Source organism: Paenibacillus sp. LjRoot153 (assembly GCF_964253085.1).
Taxonomy (GTDB): Bacteria; Bacillota; Bacilli; order Paenibacillales; family NBRC-103111; genus Paenibacillus_E.
This window is the reverse complement of sequence record NZ_CAXUQH020000002.1, coordinates 74,731-96,703: the sequence shown is the minus strand read 5'-3', so window position 1 is coordinate 96,703 and position 21,973 is coordinate 74,731. Positions and strand designations below refer to the sequence as shown.

The following is a 21,973-nucleotide window of genomic DNA, read 5'->3' as shown; positions in this document are numbered from 1 at the left end:
GGGACGAACTGTTTAGTTTATTAAGCTTTGTTTGTAAAAAGATATATGTTTCTAGAATACAAGTTAGTATAAGGTAGTTGATGCTAGTTTAGTTGATGATGCAGGTTTTTCAAATGGTACAAATAGGGGTTTTAAACTGAGAAAATAAGTAAAGTATTAGATTGACTCAATCCATTAGAAGCTCCCTTGGCCAACCAGTTGAGTTGAATAAGATGGAAAGACGAAAAAGTCTTTTATTCTTCCAAAGTATGGAAATGCAAAAAAAGCACAAGATACAGGATCTTCTTTCTCCTGATCGCTTGCGCATTTTTGGGTGGCGGTTTTGGGAGGCCATACGGAAGTCTTATATGATATATTATCGGGATGAAAAGTGCTGAAGAATTTCTCGTACCAATTTTGTTTGATCGCCGGTACGAATACGTTCCACCATGTTTAAAAAAAGTAACGAAACCAGCTCTTCCAACTTTAAATGCAATGATGGATCAAACTGGCGAATATCCATGAGAAATACTTCTCCTCGTAAGGCAGATCTACGATGCATACGAACCTCAAGCATATATAATTTCGGTTGGTTGAACGTATTTCTTTTATGAAGTACTAGATGATCATCGGATACATCAACTAGCTGCGAAAACATGTTTGTGAAAGATAACTCATCTTTCAATTTCTTCACGTTCAGATAGATCGATCTTAGATCCTTTGTTTGACGAACTTTATAAATAAAATCTTCGTACAATAGGGCAATTAATTGATCCATTGATATTTCAACTTGACCTAATTCATAGATATCCTCAAGGAAAACCTCTGCTCGTAAAAAATCAATGTCTGCTGCACGAATCTTGAGTGGTTCGTACGCTTGTTTTGATTTATGACTAGAAAATAAACCACGAAAGCCTGAACTCTCTTCATCTCGATCCAACATCATTTCTTTCATCTTTCTCCCGATCGCATTAACCTGGCTAAAGCTAAAACTCATGATTGTCGAACCCCCATTCCGATGTAATTCATGATAAGCCTGTACACCATACTGCGGCGAGATGCTTCGTCCAGCTCAATATATAAGTTTTCAATTTCCTCGAAATATAACAACGTTGGTTTCGCATGCATATATACACCTGTATCCTGGTACTCGAGCGGAGGAAACGCATGCGGATTCAATTTATATTGTTGAAGAGCCTGAAGAAGAATTTTCGTATTGGATTCTGTTTCATTTTTAGCTTTATTAGCTCTCTTTCTTAACTCAATTCGCTGCTCTGAAGTAACAGGAAATTTCATATCTTTAATTTTATGGCTTGGTTCTCTGCGCTTTTGCTTTACCCTATTTTCCCCTCTTACCTCACTAACTAGTTCTGCATTTAACATCTTCTCCCCTACTCTCCTTCCGACCTGAAACCCTCCATTAACTCTAGGGCCATAAGTCCACATGTCCATGTTTCCACTATGGTACAAGCATATGAGGGAGGAGAAAAATTTAGACTATTATTTTACAGGTTTCGGAACAAATCTTATTCCGTTCTTATTTTGAGCCGCTTGTGCAAGCTTGCTAAACAAAATTGCTTCTGCTTTAGTCAATTTCTTTTCGGACATCTTGGATCACTCCTTTGATTAGTTTATGTAATTTCCTAGTATGTCCATCTTTACAGATTTTAAAAGGCAGGTTGCAGCTAAAGTATAATTTCCTGCCGCGCCGCCTGAGAGCTGCGGATCTGGACAGCTACCGGGTGAGCGCGGCCGATTTTCACTTCGTGATCCTTCCAGCAGCACTCATAAATATCATAAGGAGGTGCAGCGCACCTCCTTACCTTAAAGGCGTACAATCGTAGGCAGATTGATGATTATGAAAGCAAATGATGGAAGCAGCATTAAATTTCTCCGACGCTTATTCATGTAATTGAGCACTTCTTTATTATGTTGTGTACATCTTTAGGCGAACGAACGCACTTGCTTTCCAAGTTATATAAAGCACTTTTTTCTTTGATTTGCTTCACTAAATAGACATAAATTCTTACCATCTTGAACAGCTCCTTTGTGATGTTTGATTTCCCCTGCGCGAAAAACGCATCCAAGTTAACGCCGCTTGCAAGACTGAACGAATGACAAAAAGAGCCCTGTCACTGGGCGTAAAGTCCAGTACGGGATCTCCTTCTATGAATCCTCTTCGTTCACCGTTAGGCTGTCTTGCAAGAATAAGGCGCGTTGTGATAAGTTCGAGCGCAGGTCAATAAACAATCCATTCAAAGGGAGTTGATGCGCGGCTCCCTTTCTTACAGGTCTCTTCTCTCCTATTCCCCGAAAGCTTTAGCTGGATGGAACCTTCCCAATCAAAAGGAGCTGAGCATGCAGCTCATTACCATAGATGTCATCCACTCAATTTATTACCGTAGTATGGCAAGCACGAATCATGTGACGTTTTCAAAGCATGAATTCATTACGTTACCACAATTCTGCATATTAAAATCACGCCACTCTCCCCTTCCAGCACGAATAATGAGTCATCTATATTACCCAAATTCTTCATGTTACACTGGAAATAAGATACCAGGAGGTGCTGAAGATGCCAGAAATTTCTCTATCTATAGATGAACACTTGATGAAATATATCAACGATCCCAAAGTAATTAATAAACTCTTAGCTTACTTCGATAGGCATGAGAACATTGGTGAAGAAATATTTCCCTATCTAGGGGAAAAGGAAAACGAAATGTTCTTTCCAAATCACTCCCTCCCAAAAGAGACCTTCATTAGACGGATCCCCTTTTACTTTCATCGATCCAAAAATAAACATGGCCAAATAGGGGAGCTACATCACTACATATCAGGAATTATTCGGGAGGACAAATATTACGATCGAGCTTCAGAATATATTGAGCAGTTATTCGCAACACTGGAGGACATGCACTACTGTCATTTGCTGGATGTGGAGCAGATATTCAATTATCCCATCAAACAAACGGGGTATGCATGTCAGACTGAATTCCTCTTCCAATGGTCTCATTACCTGGAACTTATCCATACTCTCCCTCATAGTGATAAAATGCCGAAGCATTTCATTGTAGCTTACAATGAAGAATTGGAGAGAAACGGACTTCTGCCGATTATTTATCAATTAGCACAGCAATACAATTATGATTATATCCGCCGTGACGGCCAAAAATTTTGCGTCTCGGGTACGTTTCCGTGTGATGATTCCGGACATCCAATCCTTCGGTGGATTGGAATACAGATCAAAAACCCGGTGAAAGTCTGGGCAAAGGTGAACGGCCAGCTCAAAGGAGAACTGTTTATACAAGCAGGACCAAAAACTTCCATATGGGGCCTGAATTGCTTCGGTGAGCAAGATGACGGTAGTGATGCCTGGTATCCTTTACACATAGGACCGCAACTAATGAAGTTCGATAATGAAGAGCTTAAGCGGATCCGAGACCGTGAAGGATATACACAAAAAGAAATCGCAGATGCAATTGGCGCGTCAGTAAGGACTTATCAGAAATGGGAAGCCGGGGAAACGTCTCCAGATAGCCATAACATGCTACGTCTTTTGAATGTCCTCGATATTCGGGATACAAAAGAATTGACACGGTTCTTGGATGTGAAAGATATTAATTAGAAAATAGAGAAACGTTTATTGAAAAACACTGATCTTCTGCTGTTATAAAAAAACAATGCCGCCTCAGCATAGGCGGCATTGTTCTCATTTTTTACTTCGCTTGCCTCCGCCAATAGGACCGACGGAAGTCTGTGGCTGAATCTTGTCATTCAACTGCTCAATTTTATTGTCACTTCCAGAACTATCCACTATATTATATCGTCGAAAGGTTAATCCAGCTGCTGGTCTGCCTTTTCTCTCTTCTGTAATAATTCCTGCCCTAAGCACATCTCTAACATTAAATAACACACTACCTCTTGGTATTTTCTGTTGCGGAATTGTCATTGGCGAAGCAGATGACTTCGTTGTTACAGTCGCACCATATTTGTTACGAGTTCTTTCTATATGTTTTATCCAAGTAGTGGGATCTACACCATCTTTAAAATTTTTATATAGCATTTCAGCTTGTACTCTCGCCCCATCATGTTGTTCATTAAGCATACGAATGACGGGTAAGTAGTCGTCCATGATTACTCTAGCGATATCATCATCATTACAGAATCTCTTTAATTCATTAAATATCAGTTCCTCAAATCGATCCAGCACCATGTTCAATCCACTCCTTTCGAGTTTCATCGTATATAAAAAAACTTTCCATTTGTAGCATCTCACTCATGCCTTCATCACAAAAGGCAATTTGGTTCCCAAGCTGCAAAGCATCAAGCTTGCGATCTTGTTTATCTCGTGTAATTCGCTCATAAAACCAATCGTATTTATTCGCAATTGTTTTTGCATTCATTAGATAGTCATCACGGACAAGGTCCATTTTGTTGTCTGCCATCTGGCCAATAACAATCGCTGGATGATTATTACCTCCACAAGGATCCTTACCAGTTTCATCACAATCGTATCGATGGTCCACTATAAATCGAGTCCATTGTGGATCAGTTTCTCCTAAAAAAACAAGACAATTTATAAACCCCTTATACATTTCAGGATACGAGCGTATTTTTATAATACATCCGATGGATCCAATCCTCTTTTCCTCTGCTTTAATAGCCCAGTCCTTTTCTTGGTCAAAGCTAATTGTCGTGTGAACCGCAGCTCCAAAATCCCTATCTGTTTTTCTCCACCAGGATTTATCAAGAACTTTTTTCTTTAGAGCTGGCGCATACTCTTTTAGAGTAGCATGGAACACATATCTTGGGAGGACAAGCTGCCCACCTAATGAGTTATCCATTTCTATATGTCCAAAATTCACGATGCCTCTCCCCTTAATTATATCATAATATTCAGACAATTACTTATAGCCATTCCCCATCGTTATATTATAAAATTCAATTCTCAAAAGAGCCACCGATTTATTTAAAATAACCCCCACTCACTTTAACAATAAGAGCCCCTCAGTTAATTGAGGGGCTCGCTATTACTTCATTAACTTGTTTTTAAGTATACGATCGTTATCCCAAGAACGACGGTTTGCAATTTCGAACTCCTGGGCAACAATTGCCACCCATGCATCTCGTTCTTGCATTGCCTTTGGCAAGAATGTGGGATGTGTTAATCTTTCAAGTTGCTTTTGAGAGAACTCTTTAAAACTCTCCTCCTCGTTAGTTCCGTGGCGAAAATGATTGCATCACCATGACCGAAGATTTGCCTAGAAAAAACACAAACCTGACTACATTCATTTCAGATAGTAAGGCAGCCTAAATCCTACTTGTGATTCATTATGGTGCTGGCACAATTCTTTTATTGGATGGGTAGATCAACAGGTAAGTAAATATCTATAGTTGTGCCTTTACCTTCTACACTGGAAATATCGATGCTCCCGCCGTGAGCATGAATTATTTTTAGCGTTACCATCATCCCCAGACCAGTTCCCTTCTCTTTTGTCGTATAAAATGGATTCCCTATTTGGTTAAGAAACGCCTTGGGAATTCCACATCCTTCATCTATAACCTGTATCATTATCAGATTTAAGTTAGACTGTTTTCCAACAACTCTTATCGCCCCACCTCCAGGCATTGCCTCAACTGAATTTTTTATCAAATTAATAAATACTTGTTTCACTTGAGCCCCTATGCATTGGATCTGAGGCAATGACTCTAGGTTAAATGTTTTAATCTCAACTTTATTTATTAATGCTTGTGATCTAAGTTGCAGTGCAACATCGGTAATAATTTTCCCGACGTTTTCATATCGTAACTCATTTGCTTGAGGCTTTGCTAATATAAGCAGTTCACTTGAGATCATATCAATTCTTGCCAGCTCATCCAGCATAATTTCAAAGTACTCCTTCTTAACTTCAGGCATAATTGTTTGGATCAGCTGTAAAAACCCCTTGAGAGAAGTAAGCGGATTTCTTATTTCATGTGCGATTGAAGCTGCTAGTTGTCCTACAGCGGTAAGCTTTTCAGTTTCGAACAACTTTTTTTCATTCTTATTTTCTTTTGATATATCTCGGGCAACGACATATACACCCACAACTTCTTGGTTAACAATAATCGGCATATTGGTTACCTTAACATCAATGATATGACCCTTTTTATGTATAGTCCTTGTTTCATAATTCTGAGAAACACCCCTTGTTGCTTCTGAAAAAGATCTCATTGTCATATCTAAGTAACCTGAAGTAATTAATGAGATAAACGACAATTGTCGCAACTCATCTTCCCTATATCCTATTAATTGTTCGCCAGCAGAATTAACACTTAGATAATTTCCATCTAAATCTAGATAAAATACAGCATCAGGATTATTTTTAAAAAGTGATTCGTAGTGTTGATCTTTTTGTATAGTTATCCGTTTTTTCTCTGTAATGTCTTGAAAGTATACAGAAAGGCCATATGGTGAGGGGTAAGCCTTTATATCAAACCATGTTCCTAATGGAGGGAAGTACGCATCAAATTCAACTGTCACTTGCTCACGCATTGCCATAAGGTATTGATCATAAAATGCTAAATGAACTGCCTCAGGAAACTCGTCCCATATACACTTTCCAACAAGGTCTTCCTGACTGCGTAATAAGAGTCTTGTTGCCTCAGTGTTTGTATATGTAAATTTCCATGTCATATCTACCGCAATAAATGCAACAGGAATTCTATTTAGCATTTCATATACACTCAGTCCATGAATTCTGATCATGTTCTTACTCCCCCCGTCTTTAGTGATATTAGCGACAGTACAAGTACGGCCACCTCACCGTAATGCCTATGCCATACTTGGTTTGATTTTTAAAAATCCGATAGTACCATATTGTTGAGGTCACCATTCTTTAGCCTGGTTTTACAAAGAATTTGAGTTTATTATTGTAAGGATCATTTCACCTTTTATTAACAACGAACAAATGCAATCACATGGAATAACATGCGTTCTATCGGTTTAACCACGTGAAATAGTTGGTTGCTTTTGCGGGAGCTCTAAGCGATTGCGAAACGCCTTGTACCACATCGCTGTATTATAAATAATACACCAATTGGCAACTTAAAAAAACGAAAAAAAATGGACTTTCACTGAAAAGATTTTTTGTGCTTTAACGCAAAAAAAAGACTTTGGGCAGTAAGCTTTATTTTACAGTTGCATTTACAGTAATGTATTGGTTTTCTCGTTGGACGTTATCTTAAATCCCCTTTGAAGTTTTAAATTTAGAAAATTACCATATCTTTCTTAAGGTCGCTTTTGTCACTATACGTATTTCGAGTTTATGACAGAGGATACACTTGAAGATTATTTTGAATCAATCGTAATCTACTTAAAGACCAAGGATAAGATCATTCAAGAAGCCGCATTTTCTGCCTGGATCCTGTTTATTCAAAATATCAAAGTGAATCTCAACAGATGATCGAGCCCTCTTCTTAACGCTCCGTGAAATACACACAGAATAGGATTTTTGAAATTACTAATTTGCATAACGTGTCTATGATAACTGCTCCATTAAAAAACTCAGTATTAGTCCTTCTACAACTTGCTAAGCTAAGTAAAGTTTCAATAGATGTCCTAGATAGATTATTTAAATATTTCGGATGTAATATAGAGCAAATTCTTGAGTCTGGGCCGTCCCAGACGACGAATAAAAAAAGCACCCGATTATTTTCAGATGCTTTCTTTGTTTTTATAGTGAGAGTTGTTTGATTAGATTAATGAGGAAATCATAGTAGTTTTAGAATTTTCTCACCATTGAAGCTTAAATAAACCACATTGGTTTCTGGGAAGAAATAAAATTAGCCATATCCAGTACGTTCTATAAATACCTGCACATGATAAAAAATTGGTGTGTTACATGAGCTACGCTCTCTAAACGGTTTGGGAAAGCAGTGCAGTGAACACATTATTCTATTGAGCAGTCCAACCTCCGTCAATCATAAGAAGCGTGCCCGTTACCATATCTGCTGCAGAAGAAGCTAAATAAATGACTGCCCCTGCGACATCACGAATATTTGCTACTCTTCCGATCGGAATTTTGTTTACAACTTGCTCCAAATAGGCAGGATTGTCCAACCGTTCAGCTGTACCTGGTGTATAAGTGAATGTAGGACCGATAGCGTTGACATTTACACCACGCGATGACCACTCCAATGCCAAGGCGCGAGTCAATTGATTGACACCTCCCTTGGAAGCGCAATAAACAGCATGATCCCGTATTCCGACAGTACTGGCTTGAGAGCTCATGTTTACAATGCGACCGTAACCTTGCTCTAGCATGATTTTGCCAGCGGCCTGACAGCAGAAGAACAGCCCCTTCAGATTCACATCCATCATTCCGTCCCAGTCTTCCTCGGTAACATCCTCTGCAGGATGATTTGCGCCAAGTCCAGCATTATTAACAAGTATATCAATTCTGCCCAAATTTTCGGCAATCTGTCTCATGGTTTCCCGAATATTCGTCACGCTTGTCACGTCCATAATGACAGGGAACGCCTTACCCCCTTCACTTCGAATCTCCTCGCTTAAACGCTGCAGATCCTCTTGTTTTCTGGCCGTAACGACGACTGTCGCCCCGGCATTCGAGAGAGCCTTTGAGAGACCGTATCCAATACCCATGCTGGCCCCTGTAACTACTGCTATTTTCCCTGTTAGATCAAAGTTCGGATACATGTCGTTCATTCCTGAATACCTTCCCATCGTTCTTGATTATGTTTGTTATTTGAATCGTTTAATGAATATGAGTCGAATAAACTGCGAATCCGCAATTGCTGCTGAAATTCGCTTGACGTAATCAACTTTGGTAACCTCGACTTCAAGACGATGACTTCTTTCGTCTCCCCTGCCGACATATCAAAGAAATTGTCCTCAAAGTGCGCATTCATCTCTGAGAGTGCCAGTTCTACGTATTTAGCGAAAGAATGAGATATTAAGTTAATTTTAAAATGCTCTGATGTCTCAGTTAATTGAGCTGTAATATTCGGGGAGACCAGTGCAAAGTGTTTCGGTTTTACGAACAAGACTGACCCTTCACTGATGACTTGCCCTTCCACTACCAGTTTATACTGTAAATATGTCTCTTGGCGCCTAGACTCCGATCCAAGCTGAGAAGAAAAATCAAGCGAAATAGCCCGGATCGCACGACACGATGGAATCTCGACTTCCGTCTCCCCCTCATCCAACACATTGGACAGTGGATCTCGAAGCATCCAAATGATCGAGCCTGTTACATGAAGAGGGGAATCATTGGTAACATGAAGAGAAACACTCGTCTCCTCTTCGCAGGCAGACAGCAATACAGGGGCAAAAAACCGCTTAGCCGCGTAATGAAGAGCCTTCCAATTACCGAAGCAATCAATTCCAGACCAGGATACAGCCGGCCAACGATCATTTAATTGGAAGTAGTACGTTCCCATACACCTGCCTCTATGACGTCGCCAATGCTCGACCGCATATTTGACGGCCTCAGCTTGCAAGACTTGAGAAGTGTAAATCAAAGAATCCAGATCTTTGGGATGCAAATATTCTTCAGCAAGGTGTGATACGATTTTATTGTTACCTTGCGCACTCTTCTGATGCTGCTCCATGACAGCCGAAAAAACATGGCGATCGTCCTGATTCGTAAAGCTCTCCACCGTTTGCATTTTCGGAAATGACTGCATGCCGAACTCCGTACAAAAGCGAATGAAAAACTTCCGATAATCCCTGTACAAGTTTGGCCCATGCCAAACCTGCCAACAATAACCGTTGCCGCGATTCTCATCGTTCGGATTGAGAAAGGAGCCGCCAGACGAGGGGGATGAAGGCCAGTAAAATGTATGAGGATCTATGTCCCTCAATAGTTCAGGTATAAATTTCTCGAACAATTCTAGATAATCTTGAGAGAGCTTTGTCTCTACGTTAATATTCCAATCTGTCATAGCCCACTCGATTTCATTATTGCCGCACCATAGCCCCAGACTCGCGTGGTGACGTATTCGACGAACATTATCCTGTAATTCATGCCGTACTGTCTCCTTGAATGCTGGTGTCAACTCGTAGGCAGCGCAGTCAAACATCAATTCTTGCCACACGATTAATCCATATTCATCGCATAAATCATAGAACCAATCTGTCGGATAGTGTGTGCACCCTCGGACTCGAATGGAGTTGAAATTGGCGTCGATACAATCTTTGATGAGCCTTTCCGTCCGCTCCCGCGAGCCATTTTCCTCCATGCTGTCCTCTGGCACATATGTAGCCCCCATAGCGAATATAGGGATCCCATTCACTTCAAACCCGAACGATTCTCCCCATTCGTCAGGCTCTCTAAGAACCGTCAGTGTGCGAATACCGATACGAAATGACTTTGTATCGAGTAATTCTCCGGTTACCGCACAATAGAGCTTTGCATCAAATAAATAAAGCGGTTGTTTGCCAAATCCGTTTGGCCACCATAGCTCAGGCTTATTAATCTTCAACGACACTTGACCGTTTGTACAAAACCCATCAATCCTGCTCTGTCCATTTCTAATTTCCATTTTATCGGGTGATATTAATGTGCATTCAACCCGCATAGCTGCATCTGCAGTCCGATCAAGAACGACTTGAACATCCAGATCTACCTGACCTTCACTGTGCCGCTGCGTCACATAAACGTTATCGAATCGGGCCATTTTCATGCCGATCAAAGAGACAGATTTCCATATTCCGCAATCGGGAAAAGCTGGTGCCCAATCCCATCCGAACATATAATGTGCTTTACGCAAATGTGGAAATCCTTTGAGTGTTTCTGCCGAATGCCATAATGGTTTTTTAGCCTGCTGCTGGGTAATGAACTCAACTGGTGAACGAAATATAATGTGAAGTTCATTATTTCTCTCTCGAAGCAGCGACCTAACATCGAATTCATAAGTACGATGCATATTGTCCGTGCTTGCTAGCCACGATCCGTTAAGCGTGATATCTGCTAAGGTATCCAGTCCTTCGAATACGAGCAAAACCCGAGAATACGAAAGCATACTCTCCTCCACTTGGAAAGTAAGACGAAACTCATACGATTGTTTTCCGAGCTCAATTATCTCATCTTCATTCGCTCGCCAATATGGATTCTGAATGATTCCCTGCCGATACATATCGGTTATAACCGACCCAGGCACATCAGCCTGCAGCCAATCGTCTGTTTCTATTCGTTTAAACTGCCAACCATCATGTAAATTAACTTGTTGCATACGATATCCTGCACCTCACATAGTCATAACGTCTAACGTTTCTGATTCCTTGAATACAATCAAGATTACCATGTATGGGTGTCACATTATGGCACCTTTACATGCTATACTAAAAAAAAAGAAGGACAGGGGATTCCTATCTATGAACAAATCACAACGTCTACTGAATATGCTGATGTTCATCAATGCAAAGAAGAAATTCAATATTCGTGATTTGACATCCCAATTTAAGATTTCTAAGAGAACCGTACTAAGAGATTTACAGGAATTAGGTGAGTTTGGGTTGCCCATTTACTCTGAATTAGGAGTAACAGGGGGCTATCATCTCTTGAATGAAAAAAGGCTGCCACCGCTTTACTTTTCAGAACAAGAAGCCGCAGGGTTATTTTTCATTGCCGAGTCCTTACGGCATTACAAATACTTGCCTTTTGATACCGAAGTAGAGTCTGCCTTAAACAAGTTTTACCAATACTTGCCCACAGACAGTAAGCGCCGAATTGACCAACTTCGATCCAGTGTCATGTTTTGGGTACCGACTCGTGAACTGGAAACGCCCTTCTTATCCGATTTGTTTAACGCCACTTTGAATCATCAAATCGTGACCGTCACCTACGAATCAGAAAGAGGGGCTTCGGAAAGAGATATACAAAGCATTGGTGTTTACACGATGAATGGCTTTTGGTATTGCCCAGCTTACTGTTTCAAATCTCAGGGTTATCGAACATTTCGAGTAGATCGTGTGACGTCATTAAAAATTGCATCAAACCAAACTAGCCTTCTCGATTTCAGTGATCATCATATTCAAGACTGGGTATCTTCAGAAAATCAAATATCGGGGACGGATGAGCAAGCGGTAACCATCCTGATTAAGTTGAGCATCAGAGGTGTGATAAAATGTAGATCTAATTCATGGTTTTCTCGCGAACTCACAATTCATGAGGATGGTACTGGACAAATTGAGCGCGTCATACCCCCTACTGATGTGCCTTGCCTCATTGATACTGTAATCACTTATGGGGCAGATGCCGTCTTGATTAAACCTGATTCTATTAAGAACATGATTATGCATCGCATGGATGAGATTAGGAATCTATACTTGAACCAATCCTAGTTTGCTGAACAATTCGGTCAATTGATAAAGGAGAGTTATATGTGACGCTTTTGCGCAGCAAGTCTCTTCATCTCGTTCCCAATATCGGTGGTGTATTTTCTAATCCCACGTTCGAAATAATACATTATTTATTTGTCCAACAAGAAGCGAGAATACTAGATTTTTCTTATAGACTTTGTAACTATAACAAAGACCACGCTGAAGAGAATATATCAGCGTGGTCTTTTGGCATTTAACTATTCATTACCGTGCAATAGTATTTTCTTTAAAGCCTTTAGTTTTATGAGTACCGTCACAAAAAGGCTGTGTTTGCGAGTGTCCGCAACGGCAGAGGGCAATGGAATCTCCTGTAGTGAATACCTGCCCTGCTCCATCTACTAGCTCTACGCTGCCTTGAATAACGAAAGGACCTTCGTCATATTTTGTGATTTTCACCTTGCTCATGTACATCTACCTCCGTTTAATTGGTTCTGTCAAGCCAAATAGTTGATTACACAACTACATTATAACAAAGTTGTTGTTCAGTCAACTATAATTTGTTGCGCGATCAACTAAAATGCAATATATTTAATTAATATCCTCAATGATAGGAGAAATCGCATGGATAGATTATCAGAATTTGAAATTGGAGTATGGCGCGAATTTTTAAAAACGCATGCAAAAGTGATTGAGCGGATTGAACAAGACTTGGCTAATTATAAGCGTGTTCCATTATCTACTTATGATGTTTTAATCGCCCTTTATGAAGCAACGAATAAAAAGCTTCGTGTGAACGATATCAACAAGAAAATACTGTTAACCAAGAGCGGATTAACTCGATTATTGGATCGGCTGGAGAAGGAAGGGCTGATCCGTAGGGAGAAAAGCGAAATAGATCGCCGTGGATCTTATGCGATCTTGACATCGGAAGGGGAAACGCAGCTGCGTAAGGCTTGGCCAATATATGCTAACGGAATCAAAAACTATTTTGTATCTTCCTTAACGGAGCAGCAGTTGAAAATGCTTGAGGATTCGTTAAAAATTATACAACAAAAAATCTAAAATGAGTGATATTGAGGAGAAGGTGAATATGGATCTTATCAAGGTTAAGGCAGTCATGATTGCCGATGATGAGGGGAGTTTCCTTACACGCCAAGTACAAAGCTGTACAGTCGATTTAGGCGGGATACCGGGAGATCGTCATTACGGTTTGTTGCGACCAGCAGACGGTAGACAAAAAATATACCCGCGCGGCACCCCGATCGCAAATCGACGGCAGATCAGCATCGTTTCCCAAGAGGAGTGTGCGATCATTGCAAAAATCATGGGGCTTCCAGAAATTCGTCCAGAATGGCTAGGAGCTAATCTAGCTCTAAATGGTTATAGCGGATTAACCTGCTTACCTTTGGGTAGTAGGTTGATATTTTCTGAGGGAACTGGATTAATTTGTGAAGGTGAGAATTTGCCTTGTATTGGACCTGGTAAGATCATTGCAGATTTTTACGGTGAGCCAGAGCTTGCTAAAACTTTCGTCAAGGCAGCCTTTAAATTGAGAGGCATCGTTTGCTCTGTAGAACGAGAAGGTCCCATTGTACTGGATGACATTTGCACAATCATTCTGGTCCGTTAAATTTGCTTGTGAGTTTGTGGACCAAAAAGAAGGATTTTTTGTTAGGTCGAAACGAACGACTTTCTTGCCTGTTACCCACGAAAGGACAACTACTTTTGATGGTGAGTGGCTTCTGTCAAAAATATAAAAATAGAGGAATGATTGGGGAAACTCATTTGATACAAACGCTGCAGGAATATATCCGCAATATTCCTTAGCGACCAATCTTGGATCTGCGAGTATGCACCTTAAGTTCTGTCCTTTTCAAGCTCTTTCACCGAATCAAATGTAAGCCTCATTAAATTCCTGTTTAATAACATTAATCTTTCTTCGAGTGGTAAGAAAACATTTCCATCAGTATGTAAATATCGAAGATATTATTGAAATCTCTTCGTAACCTAATTTAATCCGATGTACTAAACGATCGCAGCGTTGAGACACCAGTAAAGCTTCCATCTTTACGCGACTGGACTCGTTGGATCAGAACAGAGCCCGTCCCGTCATCGTAAAAATGCGTTATGATATCGGAAAGAATAATAACAGCGTTGCCTTCTACTACCACTCCCCCCTCCCTGTTTGTCAAGCATCTCGGCAGCGTAACCGATACCTTTTTGGTAACTCCAATCGGTCGCCTGCCTTTTTTTACTACGTGGCTGGCTAATACTCGTTCTTATTATGGTCGGGAATAATGAGCGGGGTATGCAAATATTTAGAACGCGGCGATCGGCAGCTTTCGCCGATGATATTGGATTTACTGGTCGGGATCGGTGGCGGTATTTAACTTGATTAACTCGGATATCAACTAGATTTCCGCCAGCAATTTTTGCGTCTCTTTGATAAAGACGTCTACAATTGGGGTGACAATTTGCTGTGAGCGCAAAGCCAATCCTATTTCTCGAATAATTGGAGGATTCAACTGTTTAACCACAACATTCTCAGGATTAACCGGCAGTATCATGGAAGGTACGATTGTTACTCCAAATCCTGCCTCCACCATGGAGATAATTGTGGAATTCTCTGCAATCTCGAATTGCGTGTTTAGAATCAGCGCCTTTTCTTGAAACGCACTTATAACAAGACTTTCACAACCCGAATTAAGTAAAAGAAACGGTTCATGCTCCAACTGCTCGATGGAGATAACCTCATTCTTACTTAATGGATGAGTCGTTGGCAGTACTACAACTAACGGATCGCGAACTAGTTGCATGATTTCTAATCCATCGCAGGAGTTGGAAAGAAAACCAAGGTCAATGGCACTTGCCTTGATCCATGATTCAATCTCTGCATAACTTCCTTCAAAAAGAAGCAGTTCTACGCCCGGATATTGTTTACGAAAAGCTTGAAAAATACCTGGAATTACATTGATCGAGAAACTAGGAAAAGCACCGATCCGTATTGTCCCGCTCTGAATACCTATTGCCTCAGCAGCTAATTGATGAATCTGTTCCGTTTGGTTAACGATCTCACGAGCATGTACTGAGATTTGTTTACCCGTCTCAGTCAGTTTCACGCCGTCCCGGTTTCGTGTAAAAAGAAGAACCCCTAGTTCTTTTTCCAAACCAGCAATAATGTGGCTAATGCCCGATTGGCTTGCAAACAAAAGATCTCCTGCCTTAGTAAAGCTGCCCGTCTTCACGACAGCAAGGAAAACTTCTAATTGATATAGAGTCACTTTTGCATCTCGCTCCCATGATTTATTTTTCATGTATGGTATGGTAAACGTTCATTTTACGTAGGAATAGAACCCCACTATAATGAAACTTAAAATAGAGAACTGGAGTGATCGTTGCAATGAAGCAAATACGAGTTTACCATATTGATGCTTTTACCCAGTACCCGTTCGAAGGCAACCCCGCAGGTTTGGTACCTGATGCCAGTGATTTAACTTTAACGCAAATGCAGCAGATTGCCAATGAGTTAAACTTGCCAGAGTCGGCATTTTTACTGCCGCCTACCAATCCAGAGGCAGATTTTCGGGTCCGTTATTTCACACCGAAAGAAGAAATCAACTTCTGTGGTCACGCTACAGTAGGTGCCGCCTGGTTGCTTGCAACTGAGTACGGATGGGCTGAAAAAGCAGACCAGGTCGTCTTCGAAACCAATGTGGGTCTGATTCCGGTACATTGGGATAAAAGCGAAAATAAGATTAACATGGTGACCATGACGCAGATTTCGCCTAAAGTGAAGGAAATTGAACTTGATCAATCAGAGATTGCTCACTTGCTAGGCATACCTCCCGATCAATTGGACGACCAGGTTCCCATCAAACTTGCCAATACAGGTAACTGGCATCTCATTGTTCCTGTGAAAACGCATCAGGCGATCGATGCAGCCAAACCGAACTGGGATGAATTGGCATTGTTAAATAAAAAACATAACATCAGCACTACGCATTTATTTACATTCGACGCAAAACCAGGGTTTAACCTTTATACACGAGATTTTGCACCCGCAATTGGCATCTTAGAAGATCCAGTGACTGGAGCGGCAAACGGTGCAATGGCCGGTTACCTTGTATTGGAAGGTATACTAAGTAAAGATGAAACTCATCGACTGACTATCGGACAAGGTGATGCCATTGGACGCCCAGGAACACTCTTTGTAAACATCATACCGAGGGGATCAGATATCGTCATCAAAGTTGGAGGTTTCGCTCATGTGACGCTTGAAGGCATTCTGCGATTGCCGGTATGAAAGCTTTGAAATTTCATCCGGTCGCATGGGCAGTTATTATTGGAACGTTCCTTTCGCGTACAGGTTTTTATATGACGATTCCCTTTTTGGCGATTTATCTAGGAAAGGTAAAAGGGGTCGATCCCGCCACGATTGGGGCTATTTTGGCGGTAAGTTTATTTGTAGGAACATGGAGTAGTTTCATCGGAGGAGCGCTATCCGACCGATTGGGGAGATACCCCGTATTAATTTCATCGATGTTCGCATGGAGTTTTGTCTTTGTAGGATTCGCCTTCGCTGACGATACGGGCTTGTTCTTCTTATTGAGTGCTTTGAACGGTCTCTTTCGAAGTGTATTTGAACCAACCGCCCGCGCTCTGTTGGCCGATGTCACAGCAGAGGAACGTCGATCCGATGCATTTAATGCAAGATATTTTGCAATTAACATTGGTGGGTCGGTAGGTCCGTTGGTTGGATTGAAGCTAGGAGCTGGAGGGTCTTCCTCACTATTGCCGTTTATGGTAAGTGCCGGAATCTTTGCCTTATACGCTATGGCCTTGGTCGTTTTCATGGTTATGTTTAAGATGAAACGTCAAGAGAAATCGGACGCAGTTTCTATGAAAAAAACTGTGAGTATTGTTTTTAAAGATAAAGTATTCCTCTATTTCTTAATCGGAAATATATTCGTGGCCGGGGCTTATTCTCACTTGGATTCGACATTATCACAATTTATTGGCCATAATCGTTTGGACGTATATTCGTTTCTTTTTGTTATCAATACTCTTTCTGTCGTGACGCTTCAATATCCACTTACAAAGCTGATGAAGCGCTTCTCTTCCCTAACCTCATTAAAAGTCGGGTGTCTGCTCTTTGGATTAGGCTTATTCGGATTTGGATTATTTGATAATATGTATCTGTTAATTTTGTCTATGGTGGTATTTACGACTGGTGAGATTCTATGTTATGTAATCGGGGATGTGCTGATTGGTGAAATTGCACCCGCACACTTAAGAGGGGCTTATTATGGAGCTGGTGGATTTATGATCATTGGACAGAGTGCAGGTACTTGGATAGGCGGCATGTTGCTCAGTACATTAGGATTTGGGCAGGGGCCAATCATCTTCAGTATCCTCATGCTATTAGCATTCATGGCGTTCCCGTTCTTTCATAGAGGCCAGCAATTACGGGAAAAACAGCAAGGGGCTGCTATTACAATAGGTAGGAGCACTGGGATTAAGGTGGAGGAAAGTCAAAGTGTTTCTTAACGTGAAATATGTATGAAAATTCCGCAACCTTAATGGTTGAACTGTGACCTTTAATGTGGACGGTTTAAAGAGAGCACTATGCTGTCAGAAGATGACTCCTATATTCAATATTCATTAGGGGTCATCTTTTTTAATGTACACTGATAACGCTTGGTGTTGTAAAAGTGAATGCTTCGTTCTTCGTTTATCGTGCTCGTAACTTGTCAATGCTTGTGCAATTCCTGTACTCCAATTCATCTGTCATATGACCGAAAAATGATTCACTCCCGGTGAGAAAGTGGTTATTGTACAGGATGATCTCGCAGAAGAGTTTTCGCTCGAATCTTAATTCAGCTGATTTCTTTGCATCGTTTTCCTACAGTAACCTCAAGCGTGCAGTGGGTTAAGAAAGCAGCGCGCGAGTCGTCAAAACGGTAGACAAGCTCCTGCTGGGTATCAAAAATCCCATTTTCAAAGAATAAAAATAAAAGAGTCCCGTAGCGCGGCTGAAAGCCGAACTCTCGGGACTTTTTATCTAAAGGCATTGGATACCGTCGGAATGCATCTTATTTAAGCGTGTGAATCGGATGTCCAAGCGCACTTTCAGCTGCATCCTTGATCATTTCTGTTAAGGTTGGATGTGCGTGAATGGTAAGTGCGATGTCTTCTAGGTTAGCGCCCATCTCAACCGCAAGAGCAAGCTCCCCAATCAAGTTGGATGCTTCCGGACCTACGATTTGACCACCAAGCAGTTGGCCTGTTTCTTTATCGCCGACTAGCTTCACAAAGCCTTGGTTTGCATTCAAAGAGTTAGCGCGACCGTTAACGGCGTAAGGGAATTTACCAATCGTTACATTGATGCCTTGTGCTTTCGCTTCAGTTTCGCTCAAACCTACGCCAGCAATTTCCGGATCGGAGAACACAACAGCAGGCATTGCTTTGTAGTCCACGATGCTAGAGTGACCCGCGATCGCTTCAGCAGCAACTCTCCCTTCATAGAAAGCTTTGTGTGCAAGGGAAAGACCAGGTACAACATCACCAATCGCGAAGATATGCGGAATGCTCGTTCTACCTTGGTTATCCACTTCGACCAGACCGCGATCTGTCAGTTTCAAGTTAATGAGATCAAGACCAAGTTCGCCATCTGTGTTCGGACGACGACCAACAGTTACTAAAACGTAATCTGCTGTTACTTGCTTCACTTCGCCTTTTACTGTGAACGTTACCGTAACATCGTTCTCCGTTTTCGTGCAGGATTGTGCAAGTGCTTCGGTATGAACCTCTACGCCGACTTTCTCCAGATTGCGCGCTACAAGCTTCGTCAATTCTTTCTCGAAGCCTGGAAGTACGTGATCGGAGCCTTCAAGTACAGTTACTTTTGTACCGAACTTCGCGTATGTTTGACCTAGCTCGATTCCGATGTAGCCGCCGCCGATAACGACCATGCTTTTCGGAATTTCAGGCAAGTTCAACGCTTCCGTGGAAGAAATGATTCTTCCGCCGTAAGGGAATGCTTTCAACTCGATCGGACGGGAACCCGTCGCGATAATGCAGTGCTTGAAGCGGTAGCGAGGAGCTTCTGCATCATTGAACACTCGTGCTTCATGCTCATTGATGAACATCACTTCGCCTTGAAACGTTTGGATCTTGTTGCCTTTGAGCAGCGTGCTAACGCCGCCCGTTTGTTTCGCAACAATTTTGTTTTTCCATGCTTGTACTTTTGCAAAGTCCACTTTCACGTTCTCAACAGAGATACCAATTCTGTCTGCGTGCTGTGCATGCTCATACGTGTGGGCTGCGGAGATCAAAGCTTTGGACGGGATACAGCCTCGGTTCAAGCACACGCCGCCCCATTCCGCTTTATCAACAATTAGAACACTTTGCCCAAGCTGAGCAGCACGGATGGCAGCTACGTAACCCCCGGGACCTGCACCAATGACCAACAAATCAATATCTAAAGAAGCATCTCCTACTACCATGCTGTCACACCTCCAAGACTAAAAGCTCTGGATCAGCCAGAAACTGTTTGATGTAGTTCAGAAAACTTTGCGCTGTCGCTCCATCCACGATACGGTGATCGAAGCTCAAGGAAAGCGCCATAACCGATGCTGCAACGATTTGTCCATTTTTCACAACTGGTTTCTCTGTGATACGGCCTGCACCTAGGATTGCAACTTCAGGGAAGTTGATAACCGGTGTGAAGAACATACCGCCTACGGAACCAATGTTCGTAATGGAGATCGTACCGCCTTTCATTTCGTTTGGAGACAATTTGCCAGCGCGTCCGCGAACGGCAAGATCCTTAATCGAAGAAGCGATCGACCATATATTTTTGCGGTCTGCATCATGGATAACAGGAACGAGCAAGCCGTTGTCTGTATCTGTTGCAATCCCGATGTTGTAATATTTTTTGTAGACGATTTCTTGTTTATCTTCGTCGATCATCGCGTTGAGCGCTGGAAATTGGCGACATGCCGCTACCAATGCTTTCACGATGAAAGGCAGGTAAGTCAGCTTCACGCCTTTTTTCTCGGCAAGAGGCTTCGTGCGCTCACGCAGTGCAACTAGTGCTGAAACATCGATTTCGTCCATCAATGTCACGTGCGGAGCCGTATACACTGATTTCACCATAGCATTCGCGGTAAATTTACGGATTCCTTTGAATGGAACTCGTTCCTCAACGTGATAGCCTACGACAACCTGCTGCACAGCCGCCACAGATGCGGTACCGCCAGTTGCTTCAACTGTAGCTAGTTTTGCTGTTTCTGGAGCCGCCATCACAGCGCCCGCTCTTTTAAAACCGAGCACGTCCTCGCGTGTTACGCGGCCGTGCTTACCTTTAGGTGTCACCTCTTCTAGTGTGATGCCTTGCTCTCTTGCCAGCTTACGTACGCTAGTCATCGCAAGCACTTCACGGCTCGCACCAGCGCTTGGTGCGTCTGCTGGAGCAGCAACTGCAGGCGCTGCTGTAGATGCCGGTGCCGCCGCCTCTGGGACAGCAGTAGTTGGCGCAGCGTGGCTGAAGCCTGTGTGCATGGATTCAGCAGGTAGTTCGCCTGTCACTTCAATCATCATAACGAGCTCACCAATATTACAAACTTGTCCTTCTTTAACGGCAACTGCTACGACTTTACCTTCAACTGGACAAGGAACTTCAACGACTGCTTTATCGTTCTGTACTTCCATAATAATTGTTTCGTCTGTTATGATGTCACCCACTTTAACCAACAGCTTAACGATCTCGCCTTCATGAATGCCTTCACCAAGCTCTGGGAACTTGTATTCAAACAAAGCCACGTGCACAACCTCCTATTACCTTCGACTGTAATTAGAATTCGGCTAATTGATTAATGCCTGCAATGACACTTGCTTGACTAGGCAACCAAACTTCTTCGATTTGTGCGAATGGATAGATTGTATCTAGCGGAGCAATACACAACACAGGAGCTTCCAGATGCCGAATCGCTTTTTCATTAATCTGTGCAATTACTTCTACTGCACCAGATGTTTGTAGCGCCTTCGCCTCTATTTCCTCTTTCAACAGCTTCGGTAACAGTTTGAACAACAGCCAACACGTCCATTCTGTCAATTTGCACGCCTTTGATACCGGCAACAATTTAAATGACAGTCAACTTCAATGCTCCTGCTTGAATGCCATAGCTACTGCGGAATTTGTCCACCATGTTGATGACCATGGGAATACAAAAATGCTTGATAAATCGGAAGTCCGTGCCAAACGAGCTGTGGTAATGAAATCGTCTTTATTTAATGCAATTTCACAACCGATCAACGAAGTTCGGAAGCCGGAGCATAAAAACCAAGACGTCCTTGGCGACCTAGATTAGCTGCTCTTTCGTCCCATACACGAGTGAATACCAAACTTTTCATTAAATTCTTTTAAATGGTCGGTTTAAGCATTTGACGGAATTAACAATTGTGCCGTCTGAGCTAGAACCTGTAAAGGTTCAACCTTCTCTTCGTCACTTCATAATTCGCTTGGCTGACAAGTGGCTTACTCTTACCATTTCACCACTTATACCATTTTGATGCCAGCTAGCTTCTCTTCTGTTATAGTAATATTGTATACCTGTTTTAATAAATTGTACACTATAATCCCTGCCTTATATGACCTTTTCCACC

The 21,973-nt window shown here is 41.9% G+C and carries 20 protein-coding genes and 2 pseudogenes; 6 read left to right on the top strand and 16 right to left on the bottom strand.

Annotated features, from left to right (window positions below; genetic code table 11):
• Nucleotides 1-355: 355 nt before the first annotated feature.
• Entirely contained in the window at nucleotides 356-976 is a 621-nt protein-coding gene (locus ACSQ8P_RS35775; protein ID WP_436239748.1) for a hypothetical protein, read from the bottom strand.
• Complete coding sequence (locus ACSQ8P_RS35770) at nucleotides 973-1,362, bottom strand: hypothetical protein (RefSeq protein ID WP_436239747.1); 390 nt, start codon at nucleotides 1,360-1,362, stop codon at nucleotides 973-975. The genes ACSQ8P_RS35775 and ACSQ8P_RS35770 overlap by 4 nt, the downstream gene beginning before the upstream one ends.
• 1,192 nt (nucleotides 1,363-2,554) lie before the next feature.
• On the opposite strand from ACSQ8P_RS35770, the gene ACSQ8P_RS35765 reads away from it, so the two are divergent.
• Nucleotides 2,555-3,607 (top strand): helix-turn-helix domain-containing protein, encoded by a 1,053-nt coding sequence (locus ACSQ8P_RS35765; RefSeq protein ID WP_436239746.1) that lies wholly within the window; start codon nucleotides 2,555-2,557, stop codon nucleotides 3,605-3,607.
• Between the two features lie 84 nt (nucleotides 3,608-3,691).
• Here the strand turns inward: ACSQ8P_RS35765 and ACSQ8P_RS35760 are convergent, their stop codons facing one another.
• The 5 genes from ACSQ8P_RS35760 to ACSQ8P_RS35740 all read right to left on the bottom strand — a co-directional run bounded on the left by ACSQ8P_RS35760 (nucleotide 3,692) and on the right by ACSQ8P_RS35740 (nucleotide 11,217).
• Nucleotides 3,692-4,195 carry a hypothetical protein gene (locus tag ACSQ8P_RS35760; RefSeq protein WP_436239745.1) on the bottom strand — a complete coding sequence of 168 codons (504 nt, stop codon included), beginning with the start codon at nucleotides 4,193-4,195 and terminating at the stop codon, nucleotides 3,692-3,694.
• Nucleotides 4,176-4,847, bottom strand: coding sequence for a DUF3990 domain-containing protein (locus ACSQ8P_RS35755; protein ID WP_436239744.1), 672 nt, complete (start codon nucleotides 4,845-4,847; stop codon nucleotides 4,176-4,178). Before ACSQ8P_RS35755 ends, ACSQ8P_RS35760 begins: the two co-directional genes overlap by 20 nt.
• A gap of 488 nt (nucleotides 4,848-5,335) precedes the next feature.
• Nucleotides 5,336-6,730, bottom strand: coding sequence for a PAS domain S-box protein (locus ACSQ8P_RS35750; protein WP_436239743.1), 1,395 nt, complete (start codon nucleotides 6,728-6,730; stop codon nucleotides 5,336-5,338).
• Between the two features lie 1,188 nt (nucleotides 6,731-7,918).
• Nucleotides 7,919-8,689, bottom strand: coding sequence for an SDR family NAD(P)-dependent oxidoreductase (locus ACSQ8P_RS35745; protein WP_436239742.1), 771 nt, complete (start codon nucleotides 8,687-8,689; stop codon nucleotides 7,919-7,921).
• Entirely contained in the window at nucleotides 8,686-11,217 is a 2,532-nt protein-coding gene (locus ACSQ8P_RS35740) for a beta-mannosidase (RefSeq protein WP_436239741.1), read from the bottom strand. Before ACSQ8P_RS35740 ends, ACSQ8P_RS35745 begins: the two co-directional genes overlap by 4 nt.
• A gap of 142 nt (nucleotides 11,218-11,359) precedes the next feature.
• Between ACSQ8P_RS35740 and ACSQ8P_RS35735 the strand changes: the two genes are divergently transcribed.
• Complete coding sequence (locus ACSQ8P_RS35735) at nucleotides 11,360-12,328, top strand: helix-turn-helix transcriptional regulator (RefSeq protein ID WP_436239739.1); 969 nt, start codon at nucleotides 11,360-11,362, stop codon at nucleotides 12,326-12,328.
• Between the two features lie 243 nt (nucleotides 12,329-12,571).
• Here the strand turns inward: ACSQ8P_RS35735 and ACSQ8P_RS35730 are convergent, their stop codons facing one another.
• Nucleotides 12,572-12,772 carry a CDGSH iron-sulfur domain-containing protein gene (locus ACSQ8P_RS35730; protein WP_436239738.1) on the bottom strand — a complete coding sequence of 67 codons (201 nt, stop codon included), beginning with the start codon at nucleotides 12,770-12,772 and terminating at the stop codon, nucleotides 12,572-12,574.
• Between the two features lie 156 nt (nucleotides 12,773-12,928).
• Here ACSQ8P_RS35730 and ACSQ8P_RS35725 point away from each other — a divergent pair, with 156 nt between their 5' ends.
• Nucleotides 12,929-13,369 (top strand): MarR family winged helix-turn-helix transcriptional regulator, encoded by a 441-nt coding sequence (locus ACSQ8P_RS35725; protein ID WP_436239737.1) that lies wholly within the window; start codon nucleotides 12,929-12,931, stop codon nucleotides 13,367-13,369.
• Nucleotides 13,370-13,397: 28 nt separating this feature from the next.
• Nucleotides 13,398-13,937 carry an MOSC domain-containing protein gene (locus tag ACSQ8P_RS35720; RefSeq protein WP_436239736.1) on the top strand — a complete coding sequence of 180 codons (540 nt, stop codon included), beginning with the start codon at nucleotides 13,398-13,400 and terminating at the stop codon, nucleotides 13,935-13,937.
• Between the two features lie 382 nt (nucleotides 13,938-14,319).
• On the opposite strand, the gene ACSQ8P_RS35715 is transcribed toward ACSQ8P_RS35720, so the two are convergent.
• Nucleotides 14,320-14,478, bottom strand: coding sequence for a hypothetical protein (locus ACSQ8P_RS35715; protein ID WP_436239735.1), 159 nt, complete (start codon nucleotides 14,476-14,478; stop codon nucleotides 14,320-14,322).
• 240 nt (nucleotides 14,479-14,718) lie between these two features.
• Nucleotides 14,719-15,621 (bottom strand): LysR family transcriptional regulator, encoded by a 903-nt coding sequence (locus ACSQ8P_RS35710; RefSeq protein WP_436239734.1) that lies wholly within the window; start codon nucleotides 15,619-15,621, stop codon nucleotides 14,719-14,721.
• 86 nt (nucleotides 15,622-15,707) lie between these two features.
• Here ACSQ8P_RS35710 and ACSQ8P_RS35705 point away from each other — a divergent pair, with 86 nt between their 5' ends.
• Complete coding sequence (locus ACSQ8P_RS35705) at nucleotides 15,708-16,610, top strand: PhzF family phenazine biosynthesis protein (protein ID WP_436239733.1); 903 nt, start codon at nucleotides 15,708-15,710, stop codon at nucleotides 16,608-16,610.
• Nucleotides 16,607-17,854 (top strand): MDR family MFS transporter, encoded by a 1,248-nt coding sequence (locus ACSQ8P_RS35700; protein WP_436239732.1) that lies wholly within the window; start codon nucleotides 16,607-16,609, stop codon nucleotides 17,852-17,854. The genes ACSQ8P_RS35705 and ACSQ8P_RS35700 overlap by 4 nt, the downstream gene beginning before the upstream one ends.
• A 104-nt stretch (nucleotides 17,855-17,958) precedes the next feature.
• On the opposite strand, the gene ACSQ8P_RS35695 is transcribed toward ACSQ8P_RS35700, so the two are convergent.
• The 6 genes and pseudogenes from ACSQ8P_RS35695 to ACSQ8P_RS35670 form a co-directional block, all read right to left on the bottom strand.
• Complete coding sequence (locus ACSQ8P_RS35695) at nucleotides 17,959-18,024, bottom strand: IS3 family transposase (protein ID WP_436239991.1); 66 nt, start codon at nucleotides 18,022-18,024, stop codon at nucleotides 17,959-17,961.
• Between the two features lie 159 nt (nucleotides 18,025-18,183).
• The gene (locus ACSQ8P_RS35690; RefSeq protein ID WP_436239731.1) at nucleotides 18,184-18,378 is read right to left on the bottom strand and encodes a hypothetical protein; all 195 of its coding nucleotides are present in this window, start codon (nucleotides 18,376-18,378) and stop codon (nucleotides 18,184-18,186) included.
• Nucleotides 18,379-18,399: 21 nt separating this feature from the next.
• Nucleotides 18,400-19,812 carry a dihydrolipoyl dehydrogenase gene (lpdA, locus tag ACSQ8P_RS35685; protein ID WP_436239730.1) on the bottom strand — a complete coding sequence of 471 codons (1,413 nt, stop codon included), beginning with the start codon at nucleotides 19,810-19,812 and terminating at the stop codon, nucleotides 18,400-18,402.
• A 4-nt stretch (nucleotides 19,813-19,816) separates the two neighbouring features.
• On the bottom strand, nucleotides 19,817-21,130 hold the full coding sequence (locus ACSQ8P_RS35680) for a dihydrolipoamide acetyltransferase family protein (protein WP_436239729.1): 1,314 nt from the start codon (nucleotides 21,128-21,130) through the stop codon (nucleotides 19,817-19,819).
• Nucleotides 21,131-21,161: 31 nt separating this feature from the next.
• Nucleotides 21,162-21,353 (bottom strand): annotated as a pseudogene (locus tag ACSQ8P_RS35675) (alpha-ketoacid dehydrogenase subunit beta); the annotation flags it as partial.
• Nucleotides 21,337-21,730, bottom strand: a pseudogene (locus ACSQ8P_RS35670) (pyruvate dehydrogenase (acetyl-transferring) E1 component subunit alpha); the annotation flags it as partial. The pseudogenes ACSQ8P_RS35675 and ACSQ8P_RS35670, both read right to left, overlap by 17 nt.
• Nucleotides 21,731-21,973 lie beyond the last annotated feature (243 nt).

Coding starts and splice junctions, on each gene's coding strand:
- ACSQ8P_RS35775 (WP_436239748.1), bottom strand. CDS start 976: ATGAGTTTTAGCTTTAGCCAGGTTAATGCGATCGGGAGAAAGATGAAA.
- ACSQ8P_RS35770 (WP_436239747.1), bottom strand. CDS start 1,362: ATGTTAAATGCAGAACTAGTTAGTGAGGTAAGAGGGGAAAATAGGGTA.
- ACSQ8P_RS35765 (WP_436239746.1), top strand. CDS start 2,555: ATGCCAGAAATTTCTCTATCTATAGATGAACACTTGATGAAATATATC.
- ACSQ8P_RS35760 (WP_436239745.1), bottom strand. CDS start 4,195: ATGGTGCTGGATCGATTTGAGGAACTGATATTTAATGAATTAAAGAGA.
- ACSQ8P_RS35750 (WP_436239743.1), bottom strand. CDS start 6,730: ATGATCAGAATTCATGGACTGAGTGTATATGAAATGCTAAATAGAATT.
- ACSQ8P_RS35745 (WP_436239742.1), bottom strand. CDS start 8,689: ATGAACGACATGTATCCGAACTTTGATCTAACAGGGAAAATAGCAGTA.
- ACSQ8P_RS35740 (WP_436239741.1), bottom strand. CDS start 11,217: ATGCAACAAGTTAATTTACATGATGGTTGGCAGTTTAAACGAATAGAA.
- ACSQ8P_RS35735 (WP_436239739.1), top strand. CDS start 11,360: ATGAACAAATCACAACGTCTACTGAATATGCTGATGTTCATCAATGCA.
- ACSQ8P_RS35730 (WP_436239738.1), bottom strand. CDS start 12,772: ATGAGCAAGGTGAAAATCACAAAATATGACGAAGGTCCTTTCGTTATT.
- ACSQ8P_RS35725 (WP_436239737.1), top strand. CDS start 12,929: ATGGATAGATTATCAGAATTTGAAATTGGAGTATGGCGCGAATTTTTA.
- ACSQ8P_RS35720 (WP_436239736.1), top strand. CDS start 13,398: ATGGATCTTATCAAGGTTAAGGCAGTCATGATTGCCGATGATGAGGGG.
- ACSQ8P_RS35710 (WP_436239734.1), bottom strand. CDS start 15,621: ATGAAAAATAAATCATGGGAGCGAGATGCAAAAGTGACTCTATATCAA.
- ACSQ8P_RS35705 (WP_436239733.1), top strand. CDS start 15,708: ATGAAGCAAATACGAGTTTACCATATTGATGCTTTTACCCAGTACCCG.
- ACSQ8P_RS35700 (WP_436239732.1), top strand. CDS start 16,607: ATGAAAGCTTTGAAATTTCATCCGGTCGCATGGGCAGTTATTATTGGA.
- ACSQ8P_RS35690 (WP_436239731.1), bottom strand. CDS start 18,378: ATGCCTTTAGATAAAAAGTCCCGAGAGTTCGGCTTTCAGCCGCGCTAC.
- lpdA (WP_436239730.1), bottom strand. CDS start 19,812: ATGGTAGTAGGAGATGCTTCTTTAGATATTGATTTGTTGGTCATTGGT.